This is a genomic window from Paramixta manurensis, from assembly GCF_013285385.1.
Lineage (GTDB): Bacteria > Pseudomonadota > Gammaproteobacteria > Enterobacterales > Enterobacteriaceae > Paramixta > Paramixta manurensis.
Genome location: NZ_CP054212.1, coordinates 377307 through 400545, shown reverse-complemented (window position 1 = coordinate 400545; position 23239 = coordinate 377307). Strand labels below are relative to the sequence as shown.

Annotated in this window: 24 protein-coding genes; 7 read left to right on the top strand and 17 right to left on the bottom strand. The window is 52.8% G+C overall.

Annotation, left to right across the window (positions count from 1 at the left end; translation table 11 throughout):
- The first annotated feature begins 61 nt into the window (after positions 1–61).
- Entirely contained in the window at positions 62–280 is a 219-nt protein-coding gene (locus tag PMPD1_RS01835; protein ID WP_173632460.1) for a protein SlyX, read from the top strand.
- Positions 281–445: 165 nt separating this feature from the next.
- Positions 446–2167: an alpha-amylase family glycosyl hydrolase gene (locus tag PMPD1_RS01830; RefSeq protein ID WP_173632459.1), complete on the top strand. Its 1722-nt coding sequence runs from the start codon at positions 446–448 to the stop codon at positions 2165–2167.
- A 68-nt stretch (positions 2168–2235) separates the two neighbouring features.
- On the opposite strand, the gene slyD is transcribed toward PMPD1_RS01830, so the two are convergent.
- The 4 genes from slyD to kefG form a co-directional block, all read right to left on the bottom strand.
- Entirely contained in the window at positions 2236–2781 is a 546-nt protein-coding gene (slyD, locus tag PMPD1_RS01825) for a peptidylprolyl isomerase (protein ID WP_173632458.1), read from the bottom strand.
- A 143-nt stretch (positions 2782–2924) separates the two neighbouring features.
- Positions 2925–3119 (bottom strand): YheV family putative zinc ribbon protein, encoded by a 195-nt coding sequence (locus PMPD1_RS01820; protein WP_173632457.1) that lies wholly within the window; start codon positions 3117–3119, stop codon positions 2925–2927.
- A gap of 38 nt (positions 3120–3157) precedes the next feature.
- Complete coding sequence (kefB, locus tag PMPD1_RS01815) at positions 3158–4966, bottom strand: glutathione-regulated potassium-efflux system protein KefB (protein ID WP_173632456.1); 1809 nt, start codon at positions 4964–4966, stop codon at positions 3158–3160.
- Positions 4967–5518, bottom strand: a complete 552-nt coding sequence (gene kefG / locus PMPD1_RS01810; protein WP_173636082.1) for a glutathione-regulated potassium-efflux system ancillary protein KefG — start codon at positions 5516–5518, stop codon at positions 4967–4969. It abuts the gene before it with no gap.
- A gap of 134 nt (positions 5519–5652) precedes the next feature.
- On the opposite strand from kefG, the gene PMPD1_RS01805 reads away from it, so the two are divergent.
- Positions 5653–7557 carry an ABC transporter ATP-binding protein gene (locus PMPD1_RS01805; protein WP_173632455.1) on the top strand — a complete coding sequence of 635 codons (1905 nt, stop codon included), beginning with the start codon at positions 5653–5655 and terminating at the stop codon, positions 7555–7557.
- A gap of 71 nt (positions 7558–7628) precedes the next feature.
- On the opposite strand, the gene PMPD1_RS01800 is transcribed toward PMPD1_RS01805, so the two are convergent.
- Both PMPD1_RS01800 and prs read right to left on the bottom strand, forming a co-directional pair.
- On the bottom strand, positions 7629–9119 hold the full coding sequence (locus tag PMPD1_RS01800; protein WP_173632454.1) for a nicotinate phosphoribosyltransferase: 1491 nt from the start codon (positions 9117–9119) through the stop codon (positions 7629–7631).
- Between the two features lie 12 nt (positions 9120–9131).
- Positions 9132–9992, bottom strand: coding sequence for a ribose-phosphate diphosphokinase (gene prs / locus PMPD1_RS01795; RefSeq protein WP_173632453.1), 861 nt, complete (start codon positions 9990–9992; stop codon positions 9132–9134).
- A 221-nt stretch (positions 9993–10213) separates the two neighbouring features.
- On the opposite strand from prs, the gene PMPD1_RS01790 reads away from it, so the two are divergent.
- On the top strand, positions 10214–10939 hold the full coding sequence (locus PMPD1_RS01790; RefSeq protein WP_173632452.1) for an NUDIX hydrolase: 726 nt from the start codon (positions 10214–10216) through the stop codon (positions 10937–10939).
- Positions 10940–10944: 5 nt separating this feature from the next.
- On the opposite strand, the gene tauD is transcribed toward PMPD1_RS01790, so the two are convergent.
- From tauD to PMPD1_RS01765, 5 genes are all read right to left on the bottom strand, one after another.
- Positions 10945–11796, bottom strand: coding sequence for a taurine dioxygenase (gene tauD / locus PMPD1_RS01785; RefSeq protein ID WP_173632451.1), 852 nt, complete (start codon positions 11794–11796; stop codon positions 10945–10947).
- Positions 11793–12623, bottom strand: coding sequence for a taurine ABC transporter permease TauC (gene tauC / locus PMPD1_RS01780; protein WP_173632450.1), 831 nt, complete (start codon positions 12621–12623; stop codon positions 11793–11795). Before tauC ends, tauD begins: the two co-directional genes overlap by 4 nt.
- Positions 12620–13387 (bottom strand): taurine ABC transporter ATP-binding subunit, encoded by a 768-nt coding sequence (gene tauB / locus PMPD1_RS01775; protein WP_173632449.1) that lies wholly within the window; start codon positions 13385–13387, stop codon positions 12620–12622. Before tauB ends, tauC begins: the two co-directional genes overlap by 4 nt.
- A gap of 9 nt (positions 13388–13396) precedes the next feature.
- On the bottom strand, positions 13397–14377 hold the full coding sequence (tauA, locus tag PMPD1_RS01770) for a taurine ABC transporter substrate-binding protein (RefSeq protein WP_173636081.1): 981 nt from the start codon (positions 14375–14377) through the stop codon (positions 13397–13399).
- Between the two features lie 135 nt (positions 14378–14512).
- On the bottom strand, positions 14513–15115 hold the full coding sequence (locus PMPD1_RS01765) for a LysE family translocator (protein ID WP_173632448.1): 603 nt from the start codon (positions 15113–15115) through the stop codon (positions 14513–14515).
- A 57-nt stretch (positions 15116–15172) separates the two neighbouring features.
- On the opposite strand from PMPD1_RS01765, the gene PMPD1_RS01760 reads away from it, so the two are divergent.
- A complete protein-coding gene (locus PMPD1_RS01760; protein ID WP_173632447.1) occupies positions 15173–16195 on the top strand; it encodes a hydrolase in 1023 nt (340 codons plus the stop codon).
- Complete coding sequence (locus tag PMPD1_RS01755; RefSeq protein ID WP_173632446.1) at positions 16192–16410, top strand: YheU family protein; 219 nt, start codon at positions 16192–16194, stop codon at positions 16408–16410. Before PMPD1_RS01760 ends, PMPD1_RS01755 begins: the two co-directional genes overlap by 4 nt.
- Positions 16411–16425: 15 nt before the next feature.
- Here the strand turns inward: PMPD1_RS01755 and PMPD1_RS01750 are convergent, their stop codons facing one another.
- From PMPD1_RS01750 to PMPD1_RS01725, 6 genes are read right to left on the bottom strand one after another with little or no spacing between them, the layout of a single operon-like run.
- Positions 16426–17187, bottom strand: coding sequence for a cysteine hydrolase family protein (locus PMPD1_RS01750; protein ID WP_173632445.1), 762 nt, complete (start codon positions 17185–17187; stop codon positions 16426–16428).
- Position 17188: 1 nt separating this feature from the next.
- Complete coding sequence (locus tag PMPD1_RS01745; RefSeq protein WP_173632444.1) at positions 17189–17611, bottom strand: cupin domain-containing protein; 423 nt, start codon at positions 17609–17611, stop codon at positions 17189–17191.
- Positions 17612–17614: 3 nt separating this feature from the next.
- Positions 17615–18553, bottom strand: coding sequence for an ABC transporter permease (locus PMPD1_RS01740; RefSeq protein WP_173632443.1), 939 nt, complete (start codon positions 18551–18553; stop codon positions 17615–17617).
- The gene (locus PMPD1_RS01735; protein ID WP_173632442.1) at positions 18550–19665 is read right to left on the bottom strand and encodes an ABC transporter permease; all 1116 of its coding nucleotides are present in this window, start codon (positions 19663–19665) and stop codon (positions 18550–18552) included. The genes PMPD1_RS01740 and PMPD1_RS01735 overlap by 4 nt, the downstream gene beginning before the upstream one ends.
- Positions 19649–21196 (bottom strand): ABC transporter ATP-binding protein, encoded by a 1548-nt coding sequence (locus tag PMPD1_RS01730; RefSeq protein WP_173632441.1) that lies wholly within the window; start codon positions 21194–21196, stop codon positions 19649–19651. The genes PMPD1_RS01735 and PMPD1_RS01730 overlap by 17 nt, the downstream gene beginning before the upstream one ends.
- A 22-nt stretch (positions 21197–21218) precedes the next feature.
- A complete protein-coding gene (locus PMPD1_RS01725) occupies positions 21219–22226 on the bottom strand; it encodes a BMP family protein (RefSeq protein WP_173632440.1) in 1008 nt (335 codons plus the stop codon).
- A 112-nt stretch (positions 22227–22338) separates the two neighbouring features.
- Here PMPD1_RS01725 and PMPD1_RS01720 point away from each other — a divergent pair, with 112 nt between their 5' ends.
- A complete protein-coding gene (locus PMPD1_RS01720; protein ID WP_173632439.1) occupies positions 22339–23238 on the top strand; it encodes a LysR family transcriptional regulator in 900 nt (299 codons plus the stop codon).
- Position 23239 lies beyond the last annotated feature (1 nt).

The following is a 23239-nucleotide window of genomic DNA, read 5'->3' as shown; positions in this document are numbered from 1 at the left end:
CCCGTAGAATCGGAAGATTCACCCTGCCCAGCCCAATGGCGCGGTAACAAGAGGAAAATCTATGCAACAATCAATGTTTGAACAGCGGCTTGAGATGCTGGAAAGCAAACTGGCTTTTCAGGAACATACCCTTGAGGAACTCAATCAAACCGTGGTTCAGCATGAGCTGGAAATGGCGAAAATGCGTGAACAAATCCGCCTGTTGGTCGATAAGCTAAAAGCAGCAGCGCCTTCTATGATCGCTTCTCAGTCAGAAGAAACCCCGCCGCCGCACTATTGATCCAAGCCGCTTTAAGAACCCACAAGCCCGATGACTCGGCTTAAAACGTGATGCAATTCACGTAAGCCGGTCAGACCGGTTAACAAAACACGCTGAACGGTATTTTTTACTTACACTCCTTAACGAATAAAAACCCATCGTTACCTTCGGGAAGGAGACACTCTTTTGCGCAAACTCTCACCGCTTGCCTTAGTTCCATTACTGCTTTTCCCCACGCTAGGATACAGTGAAAACCCCGCGCCACACTGGGTTAAATCCGCCATCTTTTATCAAATTTACCCTCCCTCTTATCAAGATTCCAACGGTGATGGTATCGGCGATATACAGGGTGTGATTCAACGACTGGATTACATCAAATCCCTCGGCGTCAATACGTTATGGTTTAACCCGCTGTTCAAGTCTGAATTCAAAGATGGCGGTTACGACATTAGCGACTTTTACCAAGTCGACCCGCGCTATGGCAGCAATAGTGATTTAGTCCGGCTGATTGAAGAAGCCCATCGACGTGGGCTACGCGTCTGTCTTGATTTGGTTGCCGGCCATACGTCTGACCAAAATGCATGGTTCAGGGAGTCCGCCGAGGGCAAAGATCGCCGCTATAGCGATTACTACATCTGGCCTGACCGTGTACCTGACGACGTAAAAGGCAAGCAGAAGGATCAGGTTGGCGGAGTGATCGGCGAAGACAGTTTTGTGAAAACCGATGCGCCGCGCGCACCTTGGTACATTAAGAATTACTACGCTTCCCAGCCCGCGCTCAATTATGGTTATGCTCACCCTAACCCCAAACATGCCTGGGAACAGCCGGTGAATGCGCCCGGTCCGATGGCGGTACGGCGTGAGATCGAAAATATTATGGCGTTTTGGATGGATAAAGGCGTCGACGGATTCCGCGTTGATATGGCTTCCAGTATCGTTAAAAACGATCCGGATAAGAAAGCCACAATTAGCGTCTGGCAAGATATCTCCTCTTGGTATCACACTCACTATCCTGATGCGGTACTCATCTCCGAATGGAGCAATCCCAAAGAGTCTTCCGCCGCCGGTTTTAATATCGACTTTATGATGCATACCGGAAAATACAATTTCACTTCACTGTTCTTTAATCGCGTTGGCGGCGAATTTGAGCCCACCGTCAGCTACTTTGCCAAAGACGGTAAAGGTGAGATCAAAACCTGGTACGATCTATACCGTGAGCAATACCAAGCCACAAAGGGGAAAAGCTATATCAGCCTGCCTACCGGGAACCACGATATTCAGCGCCTCAATGCTGGCGATCGTAACAGTGTCGATCAGTTAAAAGTGGCAATGACCTTCTTTTTAACCATGCCCGGCACGCCGTTTATTTATTACGGTGACGAAATTGGTATGCGTTTCCAAACCGGCCTGTGGAATAAAGAGGGCAGCCAAGGAAAACCCACTAAAAACCGCGCCGGTTCACGTACGCCAATGCAATGGGATGAAGGTAAAAACGCCGGTTTTTCCAGCACTGACTACTGGAATCTTTATCTGCCGATTGATAAAAACCCTCAACGACCAACGGTGGCTACCGAAGAGAAAGATCCCAAATCTCTGCTCAATTACACCCGTCAACTGCTGAAATTACGGGCTTCATCTGCGGCGCTTTCCGCTGATGGCGAGTGGCGTCTGGTAAGCAGTGTTACCCAACCTTATCCGATGGTTTATCTCCGTTCGGCGGGCAATGAGCGCTATCTGGTGGCTTTGAACCCTAGCGATAAACCGGTCAACGTTTCACTGCCCGCGATAAAAATTAGCCACGCCTCACGCGTAGTGGGCGAAGCGGAGCAAGGCGAGCTGCATATTCAGCAGGACAAATCTGACCTGAATTTGGCCCCGATCTCCGCGCTGGTGTTTAAACTGGAGTAAAATTTTATCGATAAAAAAAGCACCGAAGGGTCGGTGCTTTTTTCTTGTTAGCCTGACGTTGCGCGGGCTTAGTGGCAGCCACAACCGCCGTTACCACAGCCACCCTGACCGTGGTCGTGGTCGTGGTCATGATCGTGATGATGATCATGCTCACCGTGTACGTGACCATGTGCCAGTTCTTCTGGCGTCGCTTCACGAATAGCAACCACTTCAACGTTAAAGTTCAGGTTCTGACCCGCCAGCATATGGTTACCGTCAACCACCACGTGCTCATCTTCCACTTCGGTGATTTCAACCGGCACCGGCCCCTGATCGGTTTCCGCCAAGAAACGCATACCAACCTGAAGCTCATCAACGCCCATAAAGACGTCTTTCGGCACACGTTGCACTAAATTTTCATCATACTGGCCATACGCTTCATTAGCCGCGATATGCACATCAAACTTATCGCCTACTGAATGATTTTCCAGCGCTTTTTCCAGACCAGAAATCAGGGAACCATGACCGTGCAGATAGTCCAACGGTGCGCTCACCGGAGACTCATCAACTAATACACCGTCTTCTGTACGAACCTGGTAAGCCAGACTGACCACCTGGTCTTTTGCTACTTTCATGATATCTCCTAACCGTTGAGAACTGAGATCCTGTCTGCCTGGTTTTGACCTGTAACAAAGCCAACCAGAAAGGTTCATCCGGCGATTGTAGCGGAATTCAATGCCGCTGTAAGGCCCGGTGTGAAAAAAGCTGCCCAATGAAGCTACTCAGGATGAAAAACCCCAATCACTTGTTCATTATTGCGAACCCGATCGCGAACCTGTTTATCCGCTTCACGCATCTGATGCCCACACTTCACACACTCAACCACATCAACGTTGTTTTCGCGCCACATGGCGAGAGTATCTTTTTCCTGACAGTGCGGGCAAACCGCACCGGCAATAAAACGTTTACGCATTGTGTTTATCCACCTGGCAATGGCATCAAGCCCTGCCGTTATTGAAACTCATCATCCCAACCATCAAGCTGGCGTCGTTCCTGCTGCATTTCGGTCTGGAAGATATCCTCCAGTTCGCGCCGCGCCTCACGCACGCGCGAGATTTGCGCGCTGTCTTCATGGCTTGGCATTAACTCGCGCAGCATACGCATATCCAGACGGCGGAAGTGTTGTTGCGCACGGTGCGCTTGATGTGGATGCATACCCAGAGTCATCAGCGCCTTGCGCCCTAACTCCAGCGCGCTGGAAAAGGTTTCACGTGAGAATTGCGTCACACCAGCCTGTAATAATTCGTGTGCCTCAACGCGACCACGCGCGCGTGCCAAAATTTGCAAATGAGGAAAGTGCTGCTGACACAGATGCACAATCGTCATCGAATCTGTTGGGTCATTACACGTAATCACTAACGATTGGGCGCTGGCCGCGCCAGCCGCGCGCAGCAACTCCAATTCGGTTGCATCGCCATAGTATACTTTATAACCATACTTGCGCATCAGACTGACCGCGCTAATATCGCGCTCAAGGACGGTAATCCGCTTTTTATTGGCCATTAATAAGCGGGCTACAACCTGCCCAAAACGCCCAAAACCCACGACAATAACTTGGGGCTTATCATCTTCAACAAAAGGCTTCTCATCATTATCGTCACCCTCATTGAAACGGCGCGCTAAAATACGATCAATGCCCTGCATCAGCAAAGGTGTCGTCATCATCGACAGCGTTACCGTCACCAATAACAACGGCAGTTGGTCACCGGTAAACAGTTTGGCGGAGGAGGCGGCGGAAAACAGTACAAACGCAAACTCACCGCCCTGGCTTAATACGCCGGCGAATTGTAGCCGCTCTGAACTGCGCAAACCGTAGATGCGCGACAGCAGATAAAGCACCAGTGCTTTTATCGCGACCAAGATCAAAACGCCGAGAGCAATCGCCACGATATGCGTATACAGTACGCCAAGGTTGAGCGCCATCCCCACCGAAATAAAGAACAGCCCAAGCAACAAACCTTTAAATGGCTCGATGGCAATCTCCAATTCATGCCGGTACTCACTCTCCGCTAACAAGATCCCGGCAATAAAGGTACCCAGCGCCATTGATAACCCCAGCGCATCCATAAATAACGCCGAGCCGAGCACCAACAGCAATGCAGCGGCGGTAAACACTTCACGCACGCCGGAGGCGGCAATAAAGCGAAAGATTGGACGTAATAGGAAACGTCCGCCAATTAACATTCCAACAAACGCCAATACCTTCATACCGACCTTCATCCAATCGGTATGCCCGCTATCGGTCCCGGCCAACAAAGGCACTAACGCCAACGCCGGGATCACGGCTAAATCCTGAAACAGCAACACCGAGAAGCCAAGCTGACCGGACTCATTGCGATTCATTCCCTTATCTCGCATTAGTTGCAGCGCCATGGCGGTTGAAGACATCGCCAAGCCAATCCCGCCGATCACCGCCGCCTGCCAGGCGAAATGGGTGAGATATAGCAAGCCGCCCAACACCGCCGCACTGAGAATGACCTGCGCGGCCCCAACGCCAAAAATAGAACGGCGCAACTGCCAGAGCTTAGCGGGATTCAGTTCAAGACCGATGATAAACATCAGGAACACCACGCCGAGCTCGGAAAAATGCAAAATCTCGTCAACGTCGCTAATAAACCCCAATCCCCAGGGGCCGATTGCAATACCGGCCAGCAAATATCCCAGCACGGCGCCAATGCCTAACCGCGCGGCGATCGGTACCGCCACCACGGCGGCAAACAGATAAAGCACGCCCGCCGTTAACAGGGTTTGTCCTTCCATCTATATACCTCCATGCGGTAACGGCGAAGCCAGCCAGTCACCATACGCGCGCGCATAATTTTTTAAGGTTTCCGGCGATTGCCGCCGCGCCCAATAAATGATCATCGGCGTCATCCAGTGCATACGACACATTTGTGCGGTTAGCTCAAACGGGCGCATGATTTCTGACAACGGATAACGGTTTAATCCATGCTGATGATAGGCCGTTTCTGGTTCGCCTGTGGTCACCACGCTGCGCCAATATTTGCCTTCCAGCGCATTACCGCCCACGCCGCTGGCAAAACCGCGCGAGAGAACCCGGTCCAGCCACTCTTTGAGTAGCGCCGGGCAGCTGTAGGTGTAGAGAGGATGCTGAAACACCACCACTTGATGTTCGCGTAATAGCTGTTGTTCGTAGTGGATATCAATAAAAAAATCCGGGTAATGTGCATAGAGATCGTGCACGGTGACATGAGCTAACTGCTGCGCCGGTTGCAGCAAGACCCGATTCGCGATCGAATCCTGTGACTCCGGATGGGCATACAGCAGCAGAACTTTAGGCGGCTGCGACATCATTCCCCTCCAAATCGTCGTCATAGTGCGAATTTTCCGCTACCATGCTCGACCAACAGATTCGGCTATTCCGAAACTCTGATTATGATGACAATAAATTAACATATTATCTGACGATACGGCGCGTTCGCTTTATGATTGTATTCTCCTCGTTACAAATCCGTCGCGGCATCCGCGTGCTCCTGGACAATGCCACTGCCACTATCAACCCCGGACAAAAAGTGGGGCTGGTTGGTAAAAATGGCTGTGGAAAATCCACGCTGCTGTCGTTACTCAAAAACGAGATTGGCGCCGATGCCGGGAGCGTGACTTTCCCTGGCACCTGGTCGCTCGCTTGGGTGAATCAAGAAACGCCTGCCTTACCGATCCCCGCCATTGACTATGTTATTGATGGCGATCGTGAATATCGTCAGCTTGAGTCTGAATTGCGTCATGCCAACGAAATCAATAATGGCAACGCGATTGCCTTACTGCATGGCAAGCTGGATGCGATTCAGGCATGGAGCATACAGGCTCGCGCCGCAACCTTACTTCACGGTTTGGGCTTTAGTCAGGAACAATTACAGCGCCCGGTGAGTGATTTTTCCGGCGGCTGGCGTATGCGTCTTAACCTGGCGCAAGCCCTGATTTGCCGTTCCGATTTGCTATTGCTGGACGAACCCACCAACCACCTTGATTTAGATGCGGTCATTTGGCTGGAGCGCTGGCTAAAAAGCTATCCCGGCACGCTAATCCTGATCTCTCACGATCGTGATTTCCTCGACCCGGTGGTGGATAAAATCCTGCATATTGAGCAACAAGCACTGTTCGAATACACCGGCAACTACAGTGCGTTTGAACACCAGCGCGCCACTAAGCTGGCGCAACAGCAATCGTTGTATGAGCATCAACAGCAAAAAGTGGCGCACCTACAAAGCTTTATCGACCGTTTTAAAGCGAAAGCCTCCAAAGCGCGCCAGGCCCAGAGCCGCATCAAAATGCTGGAGCGCATGGAATTGATTGCGCCTGCCCACGTCGATAATCCCTTTAGTTTCAGCTTTCGCCCACCCGAGAGCCTGCCCAACCCGTTGCTAAAAATGGAAAAAGTCAGCGCCGGTTATGGTGAGCGCATTATCCTGAACTCGATCAAACTCAATTTGGTTCCCGGTTCGCGCATTGGCTTACTTGGCCGTAACGGTGCGGGTAAATCGACCCTGATTAAGCTGCTAGCGGGCGAATTAGCACCGATGCAGGGCGACATAGGGCTAGCAAAAGGGATCAAGCTCGGTTATTTCGCCCAGCATCAACTCGAATTCTTACGCGCGGATGAATCCCCGTTACAGCATTTGGCGCGGCTGGCGCCAAAAGTTCTGGAACAACAGTTACGCGACTATCTTGGCGGCTTTGGTTTCCAGGGCGATAAGGTAAAAGAGCATACCGGCTTCTTTTCCGGCGGTGAGAAAGCGCGTTTGGTGTTGGCGTTGGTGGTTTGGGAACGCCCGAATCTGTTGTTGCTTGATGAACCGACCAACCATCTTGATTTAGATATGCGTCAGGCACTCACCGAAGCGTTAATCGATTTTGAAGGCGCATTAGTGGTGGTTTCTCACGATCGCCATCTTCTGCGTTCCACTACCGACGATCTGTATCTGGTACACGACGGTAAAGTGGATGTATTTGAGGGTGATCTGGAAGATTACCAGCAATGGCTAACCGAGCTGCAAAAACAGCAAGCGCAGCAAGACGCGGCGCCGAAAGCGGATAGCAACAACAGCGCACAAGCGCGTAAAGATCAGAAGCGGCGGGAAGCCGAACTGCGCACACAAAGCCAACCACTGCGTAAAGCGATTGAAAAGCTAGAAAAGCAGATGGAAAAATGGCAAACGCAGTTGTCGCAAACGGAAGAACAACTCAGTGATGCGACCATTTATGAACCGAGCCGTAAAAGCGATCTCACCGCCGCCTTGCATAATCAGGCGACAGCGAAAAGCGAGCTGGAAAACTGTGAAATGGCGTGGCTAGAGGCGCAAGAGCAATTGGAGTTATTGCTAAATACCTAACCGGCCTACAGCAGAAAACCGGTAGGCAGCCGAAAGGGCTCGCGTACCGGTTTTTATTGAAATATAACGGTTTAACACTGCGCTGCAAGGCGTTGGCGAATCACGTCGATATGTTCCTGGTTGACCAACTTACCGTCCAGAAAACGCGTCTTTAACGCGCCGCCCTGTTCCTGTTGGTGGGTTTGTTCATCGCGTAGTTGAAATTCGCCTTGTTCATCAACCACAACCTGCAATAAACCACGCGCAGAGCGCTTCAAACCCCCATCGGTTTTCGGCTGTTTGAAAATCATTCGCCCTACACCGTTAACTTCGCCATAGGTGGCTTTCATCGCAAAGCCAAAGGTATCGCGCGTATTGAATTGATAAGTAAAAGAACCCACGCCAAAAACCACATTAGAGCTGGCAAACCCTTTTGCCGCCAGGCGTTGCAGGATCTCATTGGCTCGTTCCAGCGTGATTGAATCGCCGTAAATCAGGCCGACATGCGGATCCAAAACTTTATAACCTTTTTCGTTTACCGTCCCACCGAAAATTTCCCATAACACTTCTACCGAGCCTTTCTGTTCCGGAGAACGGTCGGCTGAGTGATCATCATCCGCGCCGGTACCGCACAGAATTTCCACCGGGTCACCACTATCAGGGCGGAAAACGACCCGACCATCACGCGCCATAATCGCGGTTTTAAGCTCACGGGTATATTCGGTGATCACCTTCCAGTAATCCCACGTATCGGAAACAATCGAAACAAACCCGTTGGGATAAAGCGTTTCGATCAAACGGCGGAAGGTTGCAATCTCACCTTCCTGCTCGCCCATACACATGACGCTATGCTCTGTCGCCGGAATGCTGGCCGCCACGAAATAGTCATCGCCATTGGTGTAATAATCCTGCACGTAAACAATCGACGGAATACTATCCGTACCTTTGAAACTGACCAGATGGCCACTGCCGGACTGCGCGACATCATGTAAGCCGGACATGCCGCGGAATGAAAAATCATGGCACTGGAAATCAAGATGCCCACTGTCATCACAGGTTTTCGCCGCCCATTGCTGACAAATTTTGCGATAGTGATGAGCAATAGTCGCGTTCGTGGAGGCTTTCCATAATTCAGCCGACAACACCGTTTCGAGGTAATTTACCAGCCAGAAGAACTCATCACGCGTGTTGGTGATCGTCAGCACCGGAATTTTCATGCTGACCTTGCTGCCTTCATCCAGCCCTTTAATATGCAGAGGAAGGTAACCCAACTGGTGCAATGCGCGAATATGCTCAACCGATACCTGACCTTTGCCGAGGTAACTATCCATCAGTTTCTGGTACTCGCCCACCACCTTTTCTTCCGGCTGAGCAAAAAACTGGTGATTGAAAAGATCCACCATGAACCACTTCAGAAACCCCTGTAACCCAAAGAAAACCAGCTTGCCGTCGGCGACCGGCGAAGTGAAATAACGATCGCTGCGCGGTGTAAAGTTGGAATACACGCGGGTCGTGCCTTCCGGATACTGCTCACGGTGAGAAACTTTATAACCATCAATTGCTAAAATCGGGTTGATTAACATTTCCGTGTCCTCTTAGGCGTTAAAAATAGTATTGATATCAATAAGCTCTACGCGTTCTTGCGCTATATCAGCCGTCGCGTAAGAGGTGGTACAGTAGATTTGGTCAATGCCTTGTTGCAGCAAGTGCTCAACGCCTTTTGAGAAGATACCGTGAGTGACATACAAGCTCACGCTACGCGCGCCAGCATCACGTAATACTTGGGCCGAACCAATAAATGTCCCGCCAGCATCGCACAGGTCATCAACAATCAGGACATTTTTACCTTTTACATCACCTGCCAGCAGAGAAAAGCCGGTAAGTGCGCCCGTAGTGACGTCACGCTGCTTCGAGAGAATGCCATATTCTGTTGCGCCAACCGTCTGTGCGACACCATGAATTTTTTTCAACGCGCCGGCATCCGGCGCGACCAGCATCATTTCGCCTTGCGCCAGCGCCGCCATCAAGCTCGCGCTTTGCGCCAAACATTGTTGCTGCGGGATAGCCACTAACTGATTGATAGCCGCTGCGGCGGCCTCGCTGTGGGGGTCTAGCACCAACACCCGGTCAAAGTTCAGGCTATTTAATAACCCGGCAAAAACTTTCAGCGCGAAACTATCGCCAGGTTGCATATGTCTGTCTTGCCGCGCGTAAGGAAGATAAGGCAGTTCAAGATGGCTAAAAGTCACGTCGCACTGGTGACGTACTGCGTCAACCAGTTGCGCTAACAGCATAAAATCATCCATGTTTTGCATTCTTTCCGCCCGAATACGCAGCGTATTTGCCTGAGCGGGTAGCGAATCTTTCACTTTCAACCAAACCGCGCCATCCGGGAAACGTCCTACATCCAGTGCCAGCGAGCGGTTATCGAGAGTCATGTGCAGGTTGTTTTTCATCTTGTTCTCTCCTCAATCCTTTCCATTAATTATTGTCCGTAAGACACATTTAATATTGTCCATGAGACACAAACAAGCAAGATAAATTTTTAACCTGGCAATAAAATAAAAATAACTAATTGAATTATATCAATATTAATTTGATTTTTTATTTACGATCTTGAAGTTTATCTGTTAATCCGTTAGTTTTTGTCCTTGCGACAGTTAACCAGAGAAAAAACATGCAATCTGAAGCTGACTATTTGGCTCATTACGATCCCTCCCGTTTTCCCACGCCGATAGTCACGGTTGATAGTGTGTTGTTTACTTTATACCAACAACAACTTTCTCTCCTGCTGGTAAAGCGGGCAAATCATCCACAACAGGGTTATTGGGGATTACCGGGCGGGTTCATTGATTTGGAACAGGATGATTCTACGCGAGCCACGGCGTTACGTAAGCTCACAGAGAAAACGGGCGTCACGCCGCCCTGGCTTGAGCAGTTGGAAACCTTTTCCGGCCCACACCGCGATCCACGCGGCTGGAGCCTGACAACCGCCTGGTTTGCGCTCATTGCATGGGCCGATTGCCAGCCACATATTAGTACGGTTACCGATGCACAATGGTTACCACTCTCACAACTTGCACATTATGATATTGCCTTTGACCACCGCGCCATTATTGATGCAGCGCTCCTGCGGTTACGGCAAAAAACCATGTATTCCATGTTGCCGGTTTATTGCTTGCCGGCTGAATTTACCTTGTCGCAGCTACAAGATGTGATTGAAACCATCCTTGGTCATCCGGTGCAACGTAAGAGCCTGATTCGTCGCTTTGATGCATCAGAAATGTTTGAAGAAACCGGCGAGTTTATTGCAACAGGCGCGCGCAAAGCTCGCCTGTATCGGCGGAAGGCGGGAGTCGATATTCATCTTTTCTCTCGCAACCTGACGGGAGAGATGACCTAGTTCGTTTACTCTGCTCGAAAAAATGGCTTATCGCCTAAAATCGTTGCCCGGTGCATCACCCGCCGCGCCGGGAGATAATCCGCGTTGGCATAATGTTGCGTAACGCGATTATCCCAAATAGCGACATCATTCTCCTGCCAACGCCAACGTACCTGGAACTCGGGTTTAGTGATGTGCGCGAACAAAAATCCCAACAACGCATCACTCTCTTTCTGACTCAGCCCGACAATACGCGTAGTAAACCCTTCATTGACGAATAACGCCTGCTTACCGCTTACCGGATGAGTACGCACCACCGGATGCAGTAATGGAGGATTATTCACCACCGCTTTTTTCCAGCGCGCGTGCTCTTCTTCACTCCCCCGATGCTTATATTCCGGAAATGATTTAGTGAAATCATGCTCGGCCTGCAAGCCCGCCAGCAACGTCTTAAATGGCGTGGAAAGCGCATCCCAGGCGGCAATACCACTGGCCCACAGCGTATCGCCGCCGGTTTCCGGTAGCTGTTTCGCCGCTAAAATAGCGCCAGCGGGCGGCGTTTCAATAAAGGTGACATCAGTATGCCAGTTATCATTATCCGGCGGATTGTCATTATGCGTATCCAGCACAATGATCTCTTCCACCTCGCCCGCATGCGGATAGACCGGATGAATATGTAAATCACCAAAACGCGCCGCCAGCGCACGCTGCCGGTCCGGCGTTAGCGGCTGATCGCGAAAGAAGAGCACCTGATGGCGGATTAACGCGTGCCATAGCTGCTCAAACTGTCCATCACTCAGCGGACGAGTTAAATCAAGATTGGTTATTTGTGCGCCAATATACGGGCCAAGCGCGGTAATGGTTAGACGTTCATTCATAACTGTTCTCCATGCCAGGGCGTTAAACGGCGCTGCAAGGCGCGTAATCCTACTTCAAGGGTAAAAGCGATTAGGGCAATCACCAGAATGCCAGCCAGTACGACATCCGTTGCCAAAAACTCCCCGGCGGATTGCACCATAAAACCTAATCCGCGCGTGGCAGCAATCAGTTCTGCCGCTACCAACGTTGACCATCCCACGCCTAAACCGATCCGCACACCGGTCAAAATTTCCGGCAACGCGCCGGGTAAAATCACCCACCAGAGCACTTGCCAACGGTTAGCGCCCAGCGATTGCGCAGCGCGGATACGCACCTGTTGCGCGCTTTTTACTCCCGCCAGCGCGGAAAGCGCTACTGGTGCGAAAATGGCCAAATAAATCAGCAAGATTTTTGAGGTTTCGCCTATCCCAAACCAGATAACCATCAACGGAAGATAGGCCAGCGGCGGAACCGGCCGATACAGCTCAATCAGCGGGTCGAGAATACCGCGTACCGTTTCACTGAGTCCCATCGCGATACCGACCGGTACGCCGACTAACACCGCAGCAAACAACGCTACTAAAATACGCGTCAGACTGGCGCCGAGGTGCTGCCACAGCGTGGCATCCATAAATCCTTGCGGGCTGGCGATGGTGATCAGCTGATGTAATACCTGCTGTGGGGCGGGTAGAAACAGCGGGCTAATTAATGCCAGCGCAGTGACGGCCCACCACACCACCAGCAGTACCAATAGCGTGATAAAACTTAGCGTCAGTTGGCGGGCAAGAGGCCAGCGGAGCCTGATGCGACGACGCGAAGCCGGTTTATCGTTGATCAGTGAGCTCATGAGAACACCTCTCGCTGCTGAAACACCCGACTCAACACATATTCGCGTTGTGCAATAAAGGCCGGATCGGATTTAATACTACGGCAGGCTTCTCCGGCGGCGAAACGGCGACCAAAATCCAGCGACAATCGTTCGGTAATCCGTCCGGGAGCGGGCGAAAGCAAAATGAGTTCGCTGGCAAGGAAGACCGCCTCTTCAATGTCGTGCGTTATTAGCAGCACTTGTTTACCACTGTCGCGCCACAACCGGAGCAACAATTCTTGCATCTGTTCACGGGTAAACGCATCCAACGCGCCGAAGGGCTCATCAAGCAGCAGCAATTGCGGGTCGGCGGCTAATGCACGGGCAATTCCCACCCGCTGCCGCATACCGCCGGACAGTTGCCAGATAAACCGCTTTTCCGCCCCTTCCAGCCCAACTTTTTTCAGCATCCGTTGGGCAACGGCGCGCCGCTGCGCCTTCTCCACGCCAGCCAGCTGCAAACCAAACGCCACGTTATCCAGTACGTTGCGCCACGGCAGTAACCCCTCATGCTGAAACACTACGCCGCGTTCCGCCGCCGGCCCGGTGACTGTGTGGCCATTCAAGGTAATGCTGCCAGACTCAATCGGCAGGAAACCGGCAATCAGGTTGAGTAGCGTCGTTTTGCCGCAGCCGGAAGGCCCAAGCACCACCACCAATTCGCCGGATTCGAGGGTTAAATTGATGTCCTGTAGCGCCTGGTGCCCTGCATAACGGGCGTTAAGATGGGAGACGGAAAGCATGGCGGCTCCTTACTGTGCAACCAGCGGCTTAACAAAACGGTTAGTGACATACGAGCTATAGTCGCTCGCCACCTGCGGTATTTTTCCCTGCTGTTTAAGGAATTCGGCAGTATCGATAATCGCCTTATCCACCGGCTGCGCCAATTGCTGTACTTGCTGCGCTGCGGTCAGATAGGTGTTCCCCTGAACTAACGCCGGTACCTGTTCAGCGGGAACGCCACTGAGACGAGACAGCTTGTGGAGATTATCGCTTTGTTGTAACCACTGCTGCGGGTTATCAAGAAAGGCTTTTTGCGCGGCAAGCGTGCTGCGGGCAAACGCAGTAACCACATCAGGATGTTTTTCAGCAAAATCCTTGCGCACCACCCATACATCCAGCGTCGGCGATCCCCATTTCCCAACTTGCGAAGAGTCGGTCAACACGGTACCGCTTTTTTCCAGCTCATTGACCGCCGGTGCCCAAACGTAAGCACCATCAATGTCGCCACGTTGCCAGGCTGCAATAATTGCCGGCGGCTGCAAATTAACGATCTGCACCTGACCCGGCTTGATACCCCAATGCTTTAACGCAGCGAGCAGGCTGTAATGCGTGGTGGAGATAAATGGAACCGCGATACGTTTACCGATCAGATCATGAGGAGAGGTAATGCCTTTTTTCACCACCAGCGCTTCAGAATTACCTAACTGTGAGGCCAGCAGGAAAACTTCTATCGGAACCTGTTGGCTGGCAGCCACCGCCAGCGGGCTGGAGCCGATATTACCAATTTGCACATCGCCAGAGGCTAAAGCGCGAACCACGCTGGCGCCGCTATCGAATTTGCGCCAATCCACCTTCGCCCCGCTCTGTTGAGCAAAAGTGCCATCCGCCTGGGCGACTTTCGCCGGTTCGGCGGAGGTTTGATAGGCGACAGTTACATCAACCGCGCTGGCGCTGAACGCCGCCAGTGCCAATGCCGTCGCGATAAGAGAATTGCTAAATTTACCCGCCATCATCTGCCCCGTTTACGTGTGGTAATAACCACGTTGTACCCGAGAGCAGATGATGCAATAAAGTAATTAAAAATTATTCTTTATAACTTTTAAAACTTAGAAAAAGTACGGGATTACTTAGCAGAAAAAGGGGAATTAACGCCATATCAGCAGCACACAGGCAGCGGTAAGCAACCCCATGGCGATATTAAAAATCGCCCACGCGCGGCGGCTACGTAAAATACGGCCAATCAGCGACCCAAACCCCAGCCAAATAATACCGGCGACCAGATTAACCAACACCATCCCGAGGCTTATCGCCACCACCGATGAACGATAACCCGCGCCCGCCAAACTGAAACTGGCCACTGCGCCCAGCGCCATTAACCACGCCTTCGGGTTAATCAGTTGCAATAACCCACCTTGCCAAAACGGCATTGGCGCAACGGGGGCGTCGCCAGTTTCCAGACGCTCGTACTCCGCCGTGCCAATTTTCCACGCTAACCAGAGTAAATACAGACTTCCGGCAATCTTCAAAAACAGATGCAAAGAGGGATAAAGCAGGATTAATCCGCCAATGCCAAACGCCACCATCAGCAGCATCACTTGCATGCCGATCATAATGCCGATCATTAGAGGAAAAGAGCGCAAAAAACCAAAGTTGGCGCCTGAAGCGGTGAGTAACATATTATTAGGTCCGGGCGTAATTGCGGCCACCCACAAAAAGCCCAACATCGACAAAAATAGACTGAGTTCCATTAAACGGGTGCTCCTCACCCCAAAAGATTGCTAACCTGATGAAGCTAACAGCGTGATATGGATCGTACAAGCCCCGACAACATGAATTTTAATCACTCAAGTGACTTTCATTTTTTACCGATGCGCGGAATGCGTAATCCACATCTTCAAACGCTGCTGCCACGCCTATTCCGGCGGCATATTACGCTCCAACCTCACTGGCAACGGCTGGATCTCCCCGATGGGGATTTTGTCGATTTAGCCTGGAGCGAAGATCCCGCGCTGGCACAACATAAACCGCGCGCGGTACTGTTTCACGGGCTGGAAGGTAGCTTTCATAGTCCTTATGCTCATGGCCTGTTACAGGCATGGAAAGCTCGCGGCTGGCTCGGCGTGGTGATGCATTTTCGTGGCTGTAGTGGCGAACCCAATCGCATGGAGCGGATCTATCACTCTGGTGAAACCGAAGATGCCGCCTTTTTCCTACGCTGGCTACACACATGCTGGGGAAAGGTTCCGACCGCTGCGGTCGGCGTTTCGTTGGGCGGCAATATGCTGGCCTGCCTGATGGGCAAACAGGGTGAAGATTGTCTATTAGACGCTGGCGTGATTGTCTCCGCACCATTAATGCTGGAGCCTTGCAGCGCGAAACTGGAACAGGGGTTCTCGCGGGTTTATCAGCGCTATTTGCTTAATCAACTCAAACTCAACGCACGGCGCAAGCTGCATGCGTGGCCCGGCACCTTACCGATTGACCTGGAGCGTTTAAACGCGCTGAAGAAATTACGCGATTTTGATGATGTGATTACCGCGCGTGCTCATGGCTTTGTCAACGCCGATGACTATTATCGGCGCGCCAGCGCTATGCCGCTGTTGCCGCAAATTCGTAAGCCGCTACTGATCATCCATGCGAAGGACGATCCTTTTATGACCGATGAAGTGATCCCCGATTTACAGCAACTCCCTGCTAATATTGAATATCAGCTTACCGAACATGGCGGGCACGTCGGTTTTGTCGGCGGGTCGCTGTTGAAACCACAAATGTGGTTAGAACAACGCATCCCGCAATGGCTTTCTCATTATCTGGATACTGCGCTGTGATTATTCCCTGGCAAGAACTGGCACCTGAAACGCTCGATAACCTGATTGAATCCTTTGTATTACGCGAAGGGACTGACTACGGCGAGCAGGAGCGCTCGCTGGAGCGCAAGACCGAGGATGTGCGCCGCCAGTTAAAAAGCGGCGAGGCAGTGCTGGTCTGGTCGGAATTACACGAAACGATCAATATCATGCCGCGCGCCGCGTTGCGCGGCTAACCCCGCCAGATGTGGTTAAAGCTTGTGGCTGAGTTCGACCGAGCTCACCACAAACCCAAAGCATTGCTGTACGTTGTAAAGCGTCGCGTCCAGACAATAGGATGGAGAGGTGGTCGCGCTACACTCCTCCAGCAGCAAACAGTCATAGCCGCGGAAATTTGCCTCCTGCAACGTACAGAGGACGCACTGATCGATATTGACGCCGGCAAACAAAATCGTGCTGATGCCAAGATTGCGTAACACGCTATCCAGCACCGTATCCTGAAAGCCAGACATGCGATATTTATCAATACAAATATCCTGCGGCGCTGGCGTCAGTTCATCCACAACCGCCGCCGACCAACTTCCTGCCTGCAATACCGGCGCGCCCGAAATCGGTAACGCCCCGCCTAACCCAATATCATCACCATGCGGATTATAGACATGCAACAGTGCCGGACTGAGGTTCAGCTTATCCGGCCGGTTGCCCCAGTTCAGCCAAATAATAGGAATATCTTCAGCACGCAGCTTCGGCAATAGCTGCTGCAAAGGGGCGATCGGCGCCCGCGCCGGCATCACATCAACACCGATATGCGCCAGCCAACCCTCTGCGTGGCAAAAGTCGTTTTGCATATCCACCACCACCAATGCACTGCGTTGCAGGTCAAACCTCACTTGCCGCCCCCGACTACTGAGGGTAACGGGATGAGAAACCAGCGGCGCGCGAATCATATCAACCAAGGTGGGAGTAACATGCCATGCGTTTTTCGGCGTGCTTCCCAGCGCATTTCCGTTCATATTAACTCCCGCTCAACACGCGCAAATCTTCCTCATCAAGCGCCATAGGCTCGCCGCTCCGTATTAGCTCGGCAAATCCTTCATTGGGCGTCATGACGGTTAACGTATACAGTTTGCCGCTACCGGTATTTCGAATCAGATGTTCATTGCCCGGATGCAGCAGTAACGCATCGCCCTGGCGGATCGAGACCTCCTTACCGTTGCAACGCGCAACGCCTTCGCCATGCAATACATAGAAAAACTCATGGGCCAGCGTATGTTCATTCGGCGGCGTCGCGCCGCCCACGGTAAAAATCTCCACCACGAAAATATTTTCAATCTCATCCTGCTGGCGGTCGAATAACACGGCAAAATAGTTGGTATCGGTCGGGCTAATGCGAAATACCTGCGCATCTGCCGCATTGGTCAGACGAAAATGGCTCATCCTTTACTCCTTACGATAAGGCTGGGTTAACGCGCCCGGCTGAACCGTGCGCCCTACTACGCCGGACATGGCCAGGATAGTGAGTAGATAAGGCAGCGCCAACAGCAACTGCGGCGGTAAAGCGCTTTCAAATAATTGCAGTGAGAGTTGCAGCGCGTCTGCCGCGCCAAATATAAAGGCGGCAACTAATGCCTTAACCGGATTCCAGCGCCCGAAAATCACAATCGCTAACGCGATAAACCCCTGTCCGCTGACAATGTTGTCGCGGAACAAACCGATTTGGGCGGTCACCAGATAGCTCCCCGCCAAACCGGCACCGAGGCAGGAGAGCAGCACTCCCCACGTTCGAATTCTCAATACGTTCAGACCGGCGGCATGCGCGGCGGCGGGGTTTTCACCCACCGCCCGTAGAGAGAGCCCGAAACGGGTATAAAACAGAGCATATTGCGCAACCCCCGTCAGTAGCAGGGTCAAATAGAGAGGAACCGGCTGGCTAAAAACAATGGCGCCAATGCCCGGAATGGCGGACAAGAGTGGAAGTGGATATGGCGCCAGCATAGTAATGGTCGGAGAGGAGGTATTCCCCATGACCAATGAATAAATCCAGGTCGCCACGCCGCCTGCCAAAATATTAAAAACAATCCCGACGACAATTTGGCTACCATGCGCCCGTAAATAGAGTGCCGCTAATAACAGGCCGACGATTAGGCCGACAACGCCACCGGCGAGAAAGCCCAATGCCGTTGAGCCACTCAATACTGCCACCATGTAGCTGCCCAACGCGCCCAGTAAGATAGTGCCCTCAATACCGATATTAAGGACGCCGGCGCGCTCGGCGTAGATCTCGCCCAACGCGGCCAATAGCACCGGCCCGGCAAGCCTGACCGCCGCTGCCAGCCAGGTCACGACAAACGCGGCATCAATGTGTGATAAACCATTCATGACGGCTCCTCCGTTAGCGGAGTTTGAACCGTTTTCTGGCGTGGCCAGCGCAGCCGATAATAACGCAGTACGTCACCGGCAATGATCAGGAGAACTAACAGACTCTGCAAAATAAGCACCACCGAGGTCGGTAAGCCGGTTTGCCGTTGCATGGCGCTTCCTCCGACTTCAAGCCCGCCATATAACAGCGCGGTCGGAATAACCAGCAACGGGTTGAGGCGTGCCAGTAACGCCACCACCACACCGATAAAACCCACGCCGCCAGACATCCCATCCATTAAACGATGCTGTACGCCTAATACGGCGCATAACCCCGCCAATGCCGCCAGTCCGCCTCCCAGCAACACCGCGCTCATCTGGCGTTTTCCGACATTAATTCCGCCATAACGCGCCGCTTTTGGATTCAATCCGCTAACAATGATTTCATAGCCGGCAGGGGTTGCCCGAATTAACCACCACACCCACAGCGTGGCGAACAAGGCGATTGCCGCCCCCCAATGCGCACGCATTCCGCTCATCAGATAGGGCAACCAACTCTCAGTTGGCAAACGCGGCGTTTGCGGCAAATCGCCCGGTGCACGCATCGGCCCGGAGACCCAATATTGCACCAGAAAAATCGCCACATAGTTCGCCATCAGCGAGATCAAAACGTCGTTACCGCCGAACCGAACACGTAGTACGCCAACCCACCCCGCCCATAGCGCGCCTGCGACAAACGCCGCGACCAATACTGACGGCCAATAGAGCCAATGCGGCAATAGCAAGGGAAAGCCCTGCGGCGTGCCAGCTAACGCTATCCAACTGCTCGCTGCCGCGCCCATCAGGAAGCAGCCTTCAAAACCGATGTACCCCAATCCGGCACGCCAGATAACAATGGTCGCTAACGCAATCAGCGTCAGCGGCGTTCCCTGAACTAGCGTCAGACCGAGCGCGCGTACTGAGCCAAACGCTGCGCGAAACAGAAATCCGTAGGCGGTCAGTGGATTACCACCAAAAGGCATAAATAACAGCCCGGCAAGGATAAAAGCCACCAGCATCGCGCCAACAGTGATCGCGACGATTGCCGCAGGGGAATCAACCGGCGCGAGACGCCGCTCAAGCAACCGTTTCATGGAGGCCCCCTTTGGCTGTCTTTCCGCCCGCCATCAACTCACCGATGTTTTCCGCCGTCGCCTCGCTGTGTTCCAGCACACCGGCAATTTGGCCGCCATACATCACGGCAATCCGGTCGGAAAGATTCATGATCTCCTCAAGTTCAGCGGAAATCATGACGATAGCGCAGCCCTGCTCACGCGCGGCCAGTAATCCTTGCCACACGGCTTCAACCGCGCCGACATCGAGTCCACGGGTTGGCTGTTCAACAACCAATAAACGCGGGCGTCGCGCTACCTCGCGTCCGAGAATCAGCTTTTGTAAATTACCGCCGGAAAGTTTGCCCGCCTCAAAAGCGATATCGGGGGTGCGGACCTGGAAGTGATCGATTATCCGTCGCGCATGCCGTGCCATCCCATCTCGATCAAGCAGCCAGCCGCGCGCACGCGTAAAGGTTCGTTGCGCGCCCAGGATGGCGTTATCGGTAATTGATAACGAAGTAACGGAACCCACGCCGCGCCGGTCTGCCGGAATAAAGCCGATCCCCTTTTCACGCCGTTCAGCGGGCGAAAATTCAGTAATATCTTCGCCATCCAGCCAGATACGTCCGGCCTCAATGGTGCGTAGATTCAACAACGCATCGGCCAGTTCCGACTGTCCGTTCCCGTCAACGCCGGCAATACCCAGAATTTCTCCCGCCGCCACTTTCAGCGAGGCGCGCCAGATTTTCTGTTTCCCGCTCTCATCGCGCAGCGCAATGTTATCAACATGCAGCACCGTTTCTCCGGCCTTACGCGGCGGTTTAGCGATGCGTAACACCACATCACGCCCCACCATGCGCCGTGCCAGATCGGTTTCAGAGGTGTCACTGACCGCCACCGTATCAACCATTTTTCCGGCACGCATCACCGAAACGCGATCGGCGATGGCCATAATTTCATATAATTTATGCGTAACAATCACCACTGAGCGCCCTTCCGCGCGCAGCGAACGCAAGGTTGCGAATAACCCCTCTTTCTCCTGCGGCGTTAATACCGCAGTGGGTTCATCGAGGATTAATACCTGCGCATCGCGATAGAGTAATTTGAGAATTTCGACACGTTGCTGTACGCCAATCGGTAAGTGCTGAATTTTTGCCCAAGGATCGACGTCCAACCCATGGCGCTCCGACAATACCCGCAGGCGGCGAGCGGCGGCGTGCAGATTAAGGCGGCCGCTGGCGCTCTCCTTCAAGCCGAGGATGACATTTTCTACCACGCTCATCGGTTGAACTAACATGAACTCCTGATGCACCATACCGATACCGCAGGCAATCGCATCACTTGGGTCGCGCAACCGCACCGGCCGCCCATCAACCACTATTTCCCCTTCATCGGGTTGATAAAGCCCATACATAATCTGCACCAGGGTGCTTTTCCCCGCGCCGTTTTCTCCCAGCAGGGCATGGATTTCCCCCGCCTGAATCGACAGAGAGACGTCGTCATTTGCCGTCACGCGCGCGAAGCGTTTAGTGATATGGTTCAGTGCGACACGCGCAGTGGTCTGACTCATCTTCAAACCGGCCTCCTGTGCGTCATACTTTTGGCACCAACGCACCACTGTCTAATTCATGCCATACCGTTTGAAAACGCTGCCAGGCGCTGGCGCTGACCAACTTACTGTTAAACTGCCCATCGCCATGAACAATCGACCAGGCTTTTGCCACGCTGGGCGTCCACTCTTGTCCGCCGGAAAAGGTCTTTTTTGCTACCGACTCGCCAACCTGCTCTACCATCCAGTCGAGGTTTTGCTTAAAACTGCAAGCTACGAAAGCCGGGGCGACATCCCGTTGATCGGCGTAGCAGCCGATTGCTTTGACCTTCGCCGCCGCCGCGCCCTGTAATGCCCCTAAACCGGTCACATCCGCCGCGTGCCAAATCACATCCGCGCCGTTGCCAATCATGGTTGTCGCGGCCTCACGGCCTTTTGCTGCGTTACCATAATCACCGGTCACCACGCCCAACCCTTTCACGCCCGGACGCGTTTTTTCGGCGCCGGCAATAAACGCGCGCATCATACCCTGCTGCGTCGGGTTATCCCCACCGCCGACAAAGCCAACCGCTTTCCCCTTATCGGAGATCAACGCCGCCAGCGCACCGGCAGCGTAGGCCGCCGTAATATAGGCAAGGTTGATGTATTCCACATTGTGCGGCGTGTTTTCCGACGGCTTAAACGTCGAAGCAAAGAAATCGGTATCCGGATAATCCGGCGCTATCTCGGCAAACGCCGATCCGTACTCAAAACTGTGGCCAATAATCAGGGTGTAGCCATCATCGGCATAGCCACGAATAACCTGCTCCATTTGCGCTTGCGGTACGCTTTCGCTGTACGCCACGCCATAGCCCGCTTTTTTCAGCGACATCAGCCCTTGCCAGGCCAGCATGCTCCAGCCACCATCGGCAACCGAACCTGGTAATAACAGTGCAATTTTTACCTTTTCCGGCGCGGCCAATGCCTTGTTTGATAACAACGGCGTCAACGTGGGTAATAACACCGCGCCAACCAATAACCTGGCAAATCCCCTACGGGTTAAACCTGTCATTTTTTTCTGCCCCTCAGCATAAAGTTTGTTCAGTTATGCCGGGATTTTCGTTACCTTAAAAGCACAGATTTTCGCACTCAATGATGCCTAAAAAGCAACGCAAAGAGGAAACATGCTTCAGCACCGTCTGTTGGTCTACCTTGATGAAGTCGCACGAAGCGGGTCGATTCGAAAAGCCGCATCCCGTCTCCATATTTCCGCGTCGGCGATCAACCGGCAGATTCTGGCGTTAGAGCAGCAACTCGGTACGCCGCTGTTTCAGCGTCTGCCGCGCAAAATGGTCCTTACCGGCGCCGGAGAAACGTTGATTCATCATGTACGGCAAAGCCTTAAGGAACTGGAATGGGCGCAAATCAAGATTGAAGAACTAAAAGGATTACGCCGGGGGGAAGTAACAGTCGCGATGATGAGTGGCCTTGCCGCGAATCTGATCCCACGCACGGCGGCAGAGTTCCGGCGAGCTAATCCACGCGTGAAGTTAGTGCTGCAACAAAAAACCACCGGGGAGGACATTACCAATGCGGTCGCTTCCGGCGAAGCCGATTTGGGACTAGGGTTTGATTTTTCCTTACCACCAACGCTACGTACTCTGGCCAGCGCGGTCGGGCATTTGGGCGCGGTAGTGGCACCCGGTCACCCTCTGGCGGATAAAACCAGCCTGCGTCTGAGCGACTGTATATCACACCCGCTGGCGATCGCGGATAAAAGTATGGTGATTCGTCCCTATCTGAATGAAGTTTTTGCCCGCACCAAGATTGAGCCGCACCCGGTGATTGAAACCAACTCGATCGAGGTGATGCGCCAGGCAGCGATGATGGATCAGGCGCTCACCTTTTTGACGCCGTTCGATATTGAATTTGATCTACGCAGCGGGCGGTTAATCTATATTCCCGTGCGGGAGTTATCACAACAGATGCAAACACTGATGCTAATCGGCCACGATCGCGGGACCAGTACAATTGGCAGCGTACTGGCGGAAACCATGAAGAATATGATGGCGCAGATGGCGTAAT

Bases quoted from the DNA above. Each gene is read 5' to 3' on its own strand.
- tauB (WP_173632449.1), bottom strand. From the start codon at position 13,387: ATGCTTTCCGTCTCCCATCTTAACGCCCGTTATGCAGGGCACCAGGCG.
- PMPD1_RS01725 (WP_173632440.1), bottom strand. From the start codon at position 22,226: ATGACAGGTTTAACCCGTAGGGGATTTGCCAGGTTATTGGTTGGCGCG.
- PMPD1_RS01730 (WP_173632441.1), bottom strand. From the start codon at position 21,196: ATGAGTCAGACCACTGCGCGTGTCGCACTGAACCATATCACTAAACGC.
- tauD (WP_173632451.1), bottom strand. From the start codon at position 11,796: ATGAATGAACGTCTAACCATTACCGCGCTTGGCCCGTATATTGGCGCA.
- kefG (WP_173636082.1), bottom strand. From the start codon at position 5,518: ATGTCGCAGCCGCCTAAAGTTCTGCTGCTGTATGCCCATCCGGAGTCA.
- prs (WP_173632453.1), bottom strand. From the start codon at position 9,992: ATGAAAAACAACCTGCACATGACTCTCGATAACCGCTCGCTGGCACTG.
- tauA (WP_173636081.1), bottom strand. From the start codon at position 14,377: ATGGCGGGTAAATTTAGCAATTCTCTTATCGCGACGGCATTGGCACTG.
- PMPD1_RS01720 (WP_173632439.1), top strand. From the start codon at position 22,339: ATGCTTCAGCACCGTCTGTTGGTCTACCTTGATGAAGTCGCACGAAGC.
- PMPD1_RS01800 (WP_173632454.1), bottom strand. From the start codon at position 9,119: ATGTTAATCAACCCGATTTTAGCAATTGATGGTTATAAAGTTTCTCAC.
- tauC (WP_173632450.1), bottom strand. From the start codon at position 12,623: ATGAGCTCACTGATCAACGATAAACCGGCTTCGCGTCGTCGCATCAGG.
- slyD (WP_173632458.1), bottom strand. From the start codon at position 2,781: ATGAAAGTAGCAAAAGACCAGGTGGTCAGTCTGGCTTACCAGGTTCGT.
- PMPD1_RS01835 (WP_173632460.1), top strand. From the start codon at position 62: ATGCAACAATCAATGTTTGAACAGCGGCTTGAGATGCTGGAAAGCAAA.
- kefB (WP_173632456.1), bottom strand. From the start codon at position 4,966: ATGGAAGGACAAACCCTGTTAACGGCGGGCGTGCTTTATCTGTTTGCC.
- PMPD1_RS01820 (WP_173632457.1), bottom strand. From the start codon at position 3,119: ATGCGTAAACGTTTTATTGCCGGTGCGGTTTGCCCGCACTGTCAGGAA.
- PMPD1_RS01760 (WP_173632447.1), top strand. From the start codon at position 15,173: ATGGATCGTACAAGCCCCGACAACATGAATTTTAATCACTCAAGTGAC.
- PMPD1_RS01805 (WP_173632455.1), top strand. From the start codon at position 5,653: ATGATTGTATTCTCCTCGTTACAAATCCGTCGCGGCATCCGCGTGCTC.
- PMPD1_RS01740 (WP_173632443.1), bottom strand. From the start codon at position 18,553: ATGAATGGTTTATCACACATTGATGCCGCGTTTGTCGTGACCTGGCTG.
- PMPD1_RS01765 (WP_173632448.1), bottom strand. From the start codon at position 15,115: ATGGAACTCAGTCTATTTTTGTCGATGTTGGGCTTTTTGTGGGTGGCC.
- PMPD1_RS01735 (WP_173632442.1), bottom strand. From the start codon at position 19,665: ATGAAACGGTTGCTTGAGCGGCGTCTCGCGCCGGTTGATTCCCCTGCG.
- PMPD1_RS01750 (WP_173632445.1), bottom strand. From the start codon at position 17,187: ATGAACGGAAATGCGCTGGGAAGCACGCCGAAAAACGCATGGCATGTT.
- PMPD1_RS01745 (WP_173632444.1), bottom strand. From the start codon at position 17,611: ATGAGCCATTTTCGTCTGACCAATGCGGCAGATGCGCAGGTATTTCGC.
- PMPD1_RS01790 (WP_173632452.1), top strand. From the start codon at position 10,214: ATGCAATCTGAAGCTGACTATTTGGCTCATTACGATCCCTCCCGTTTT.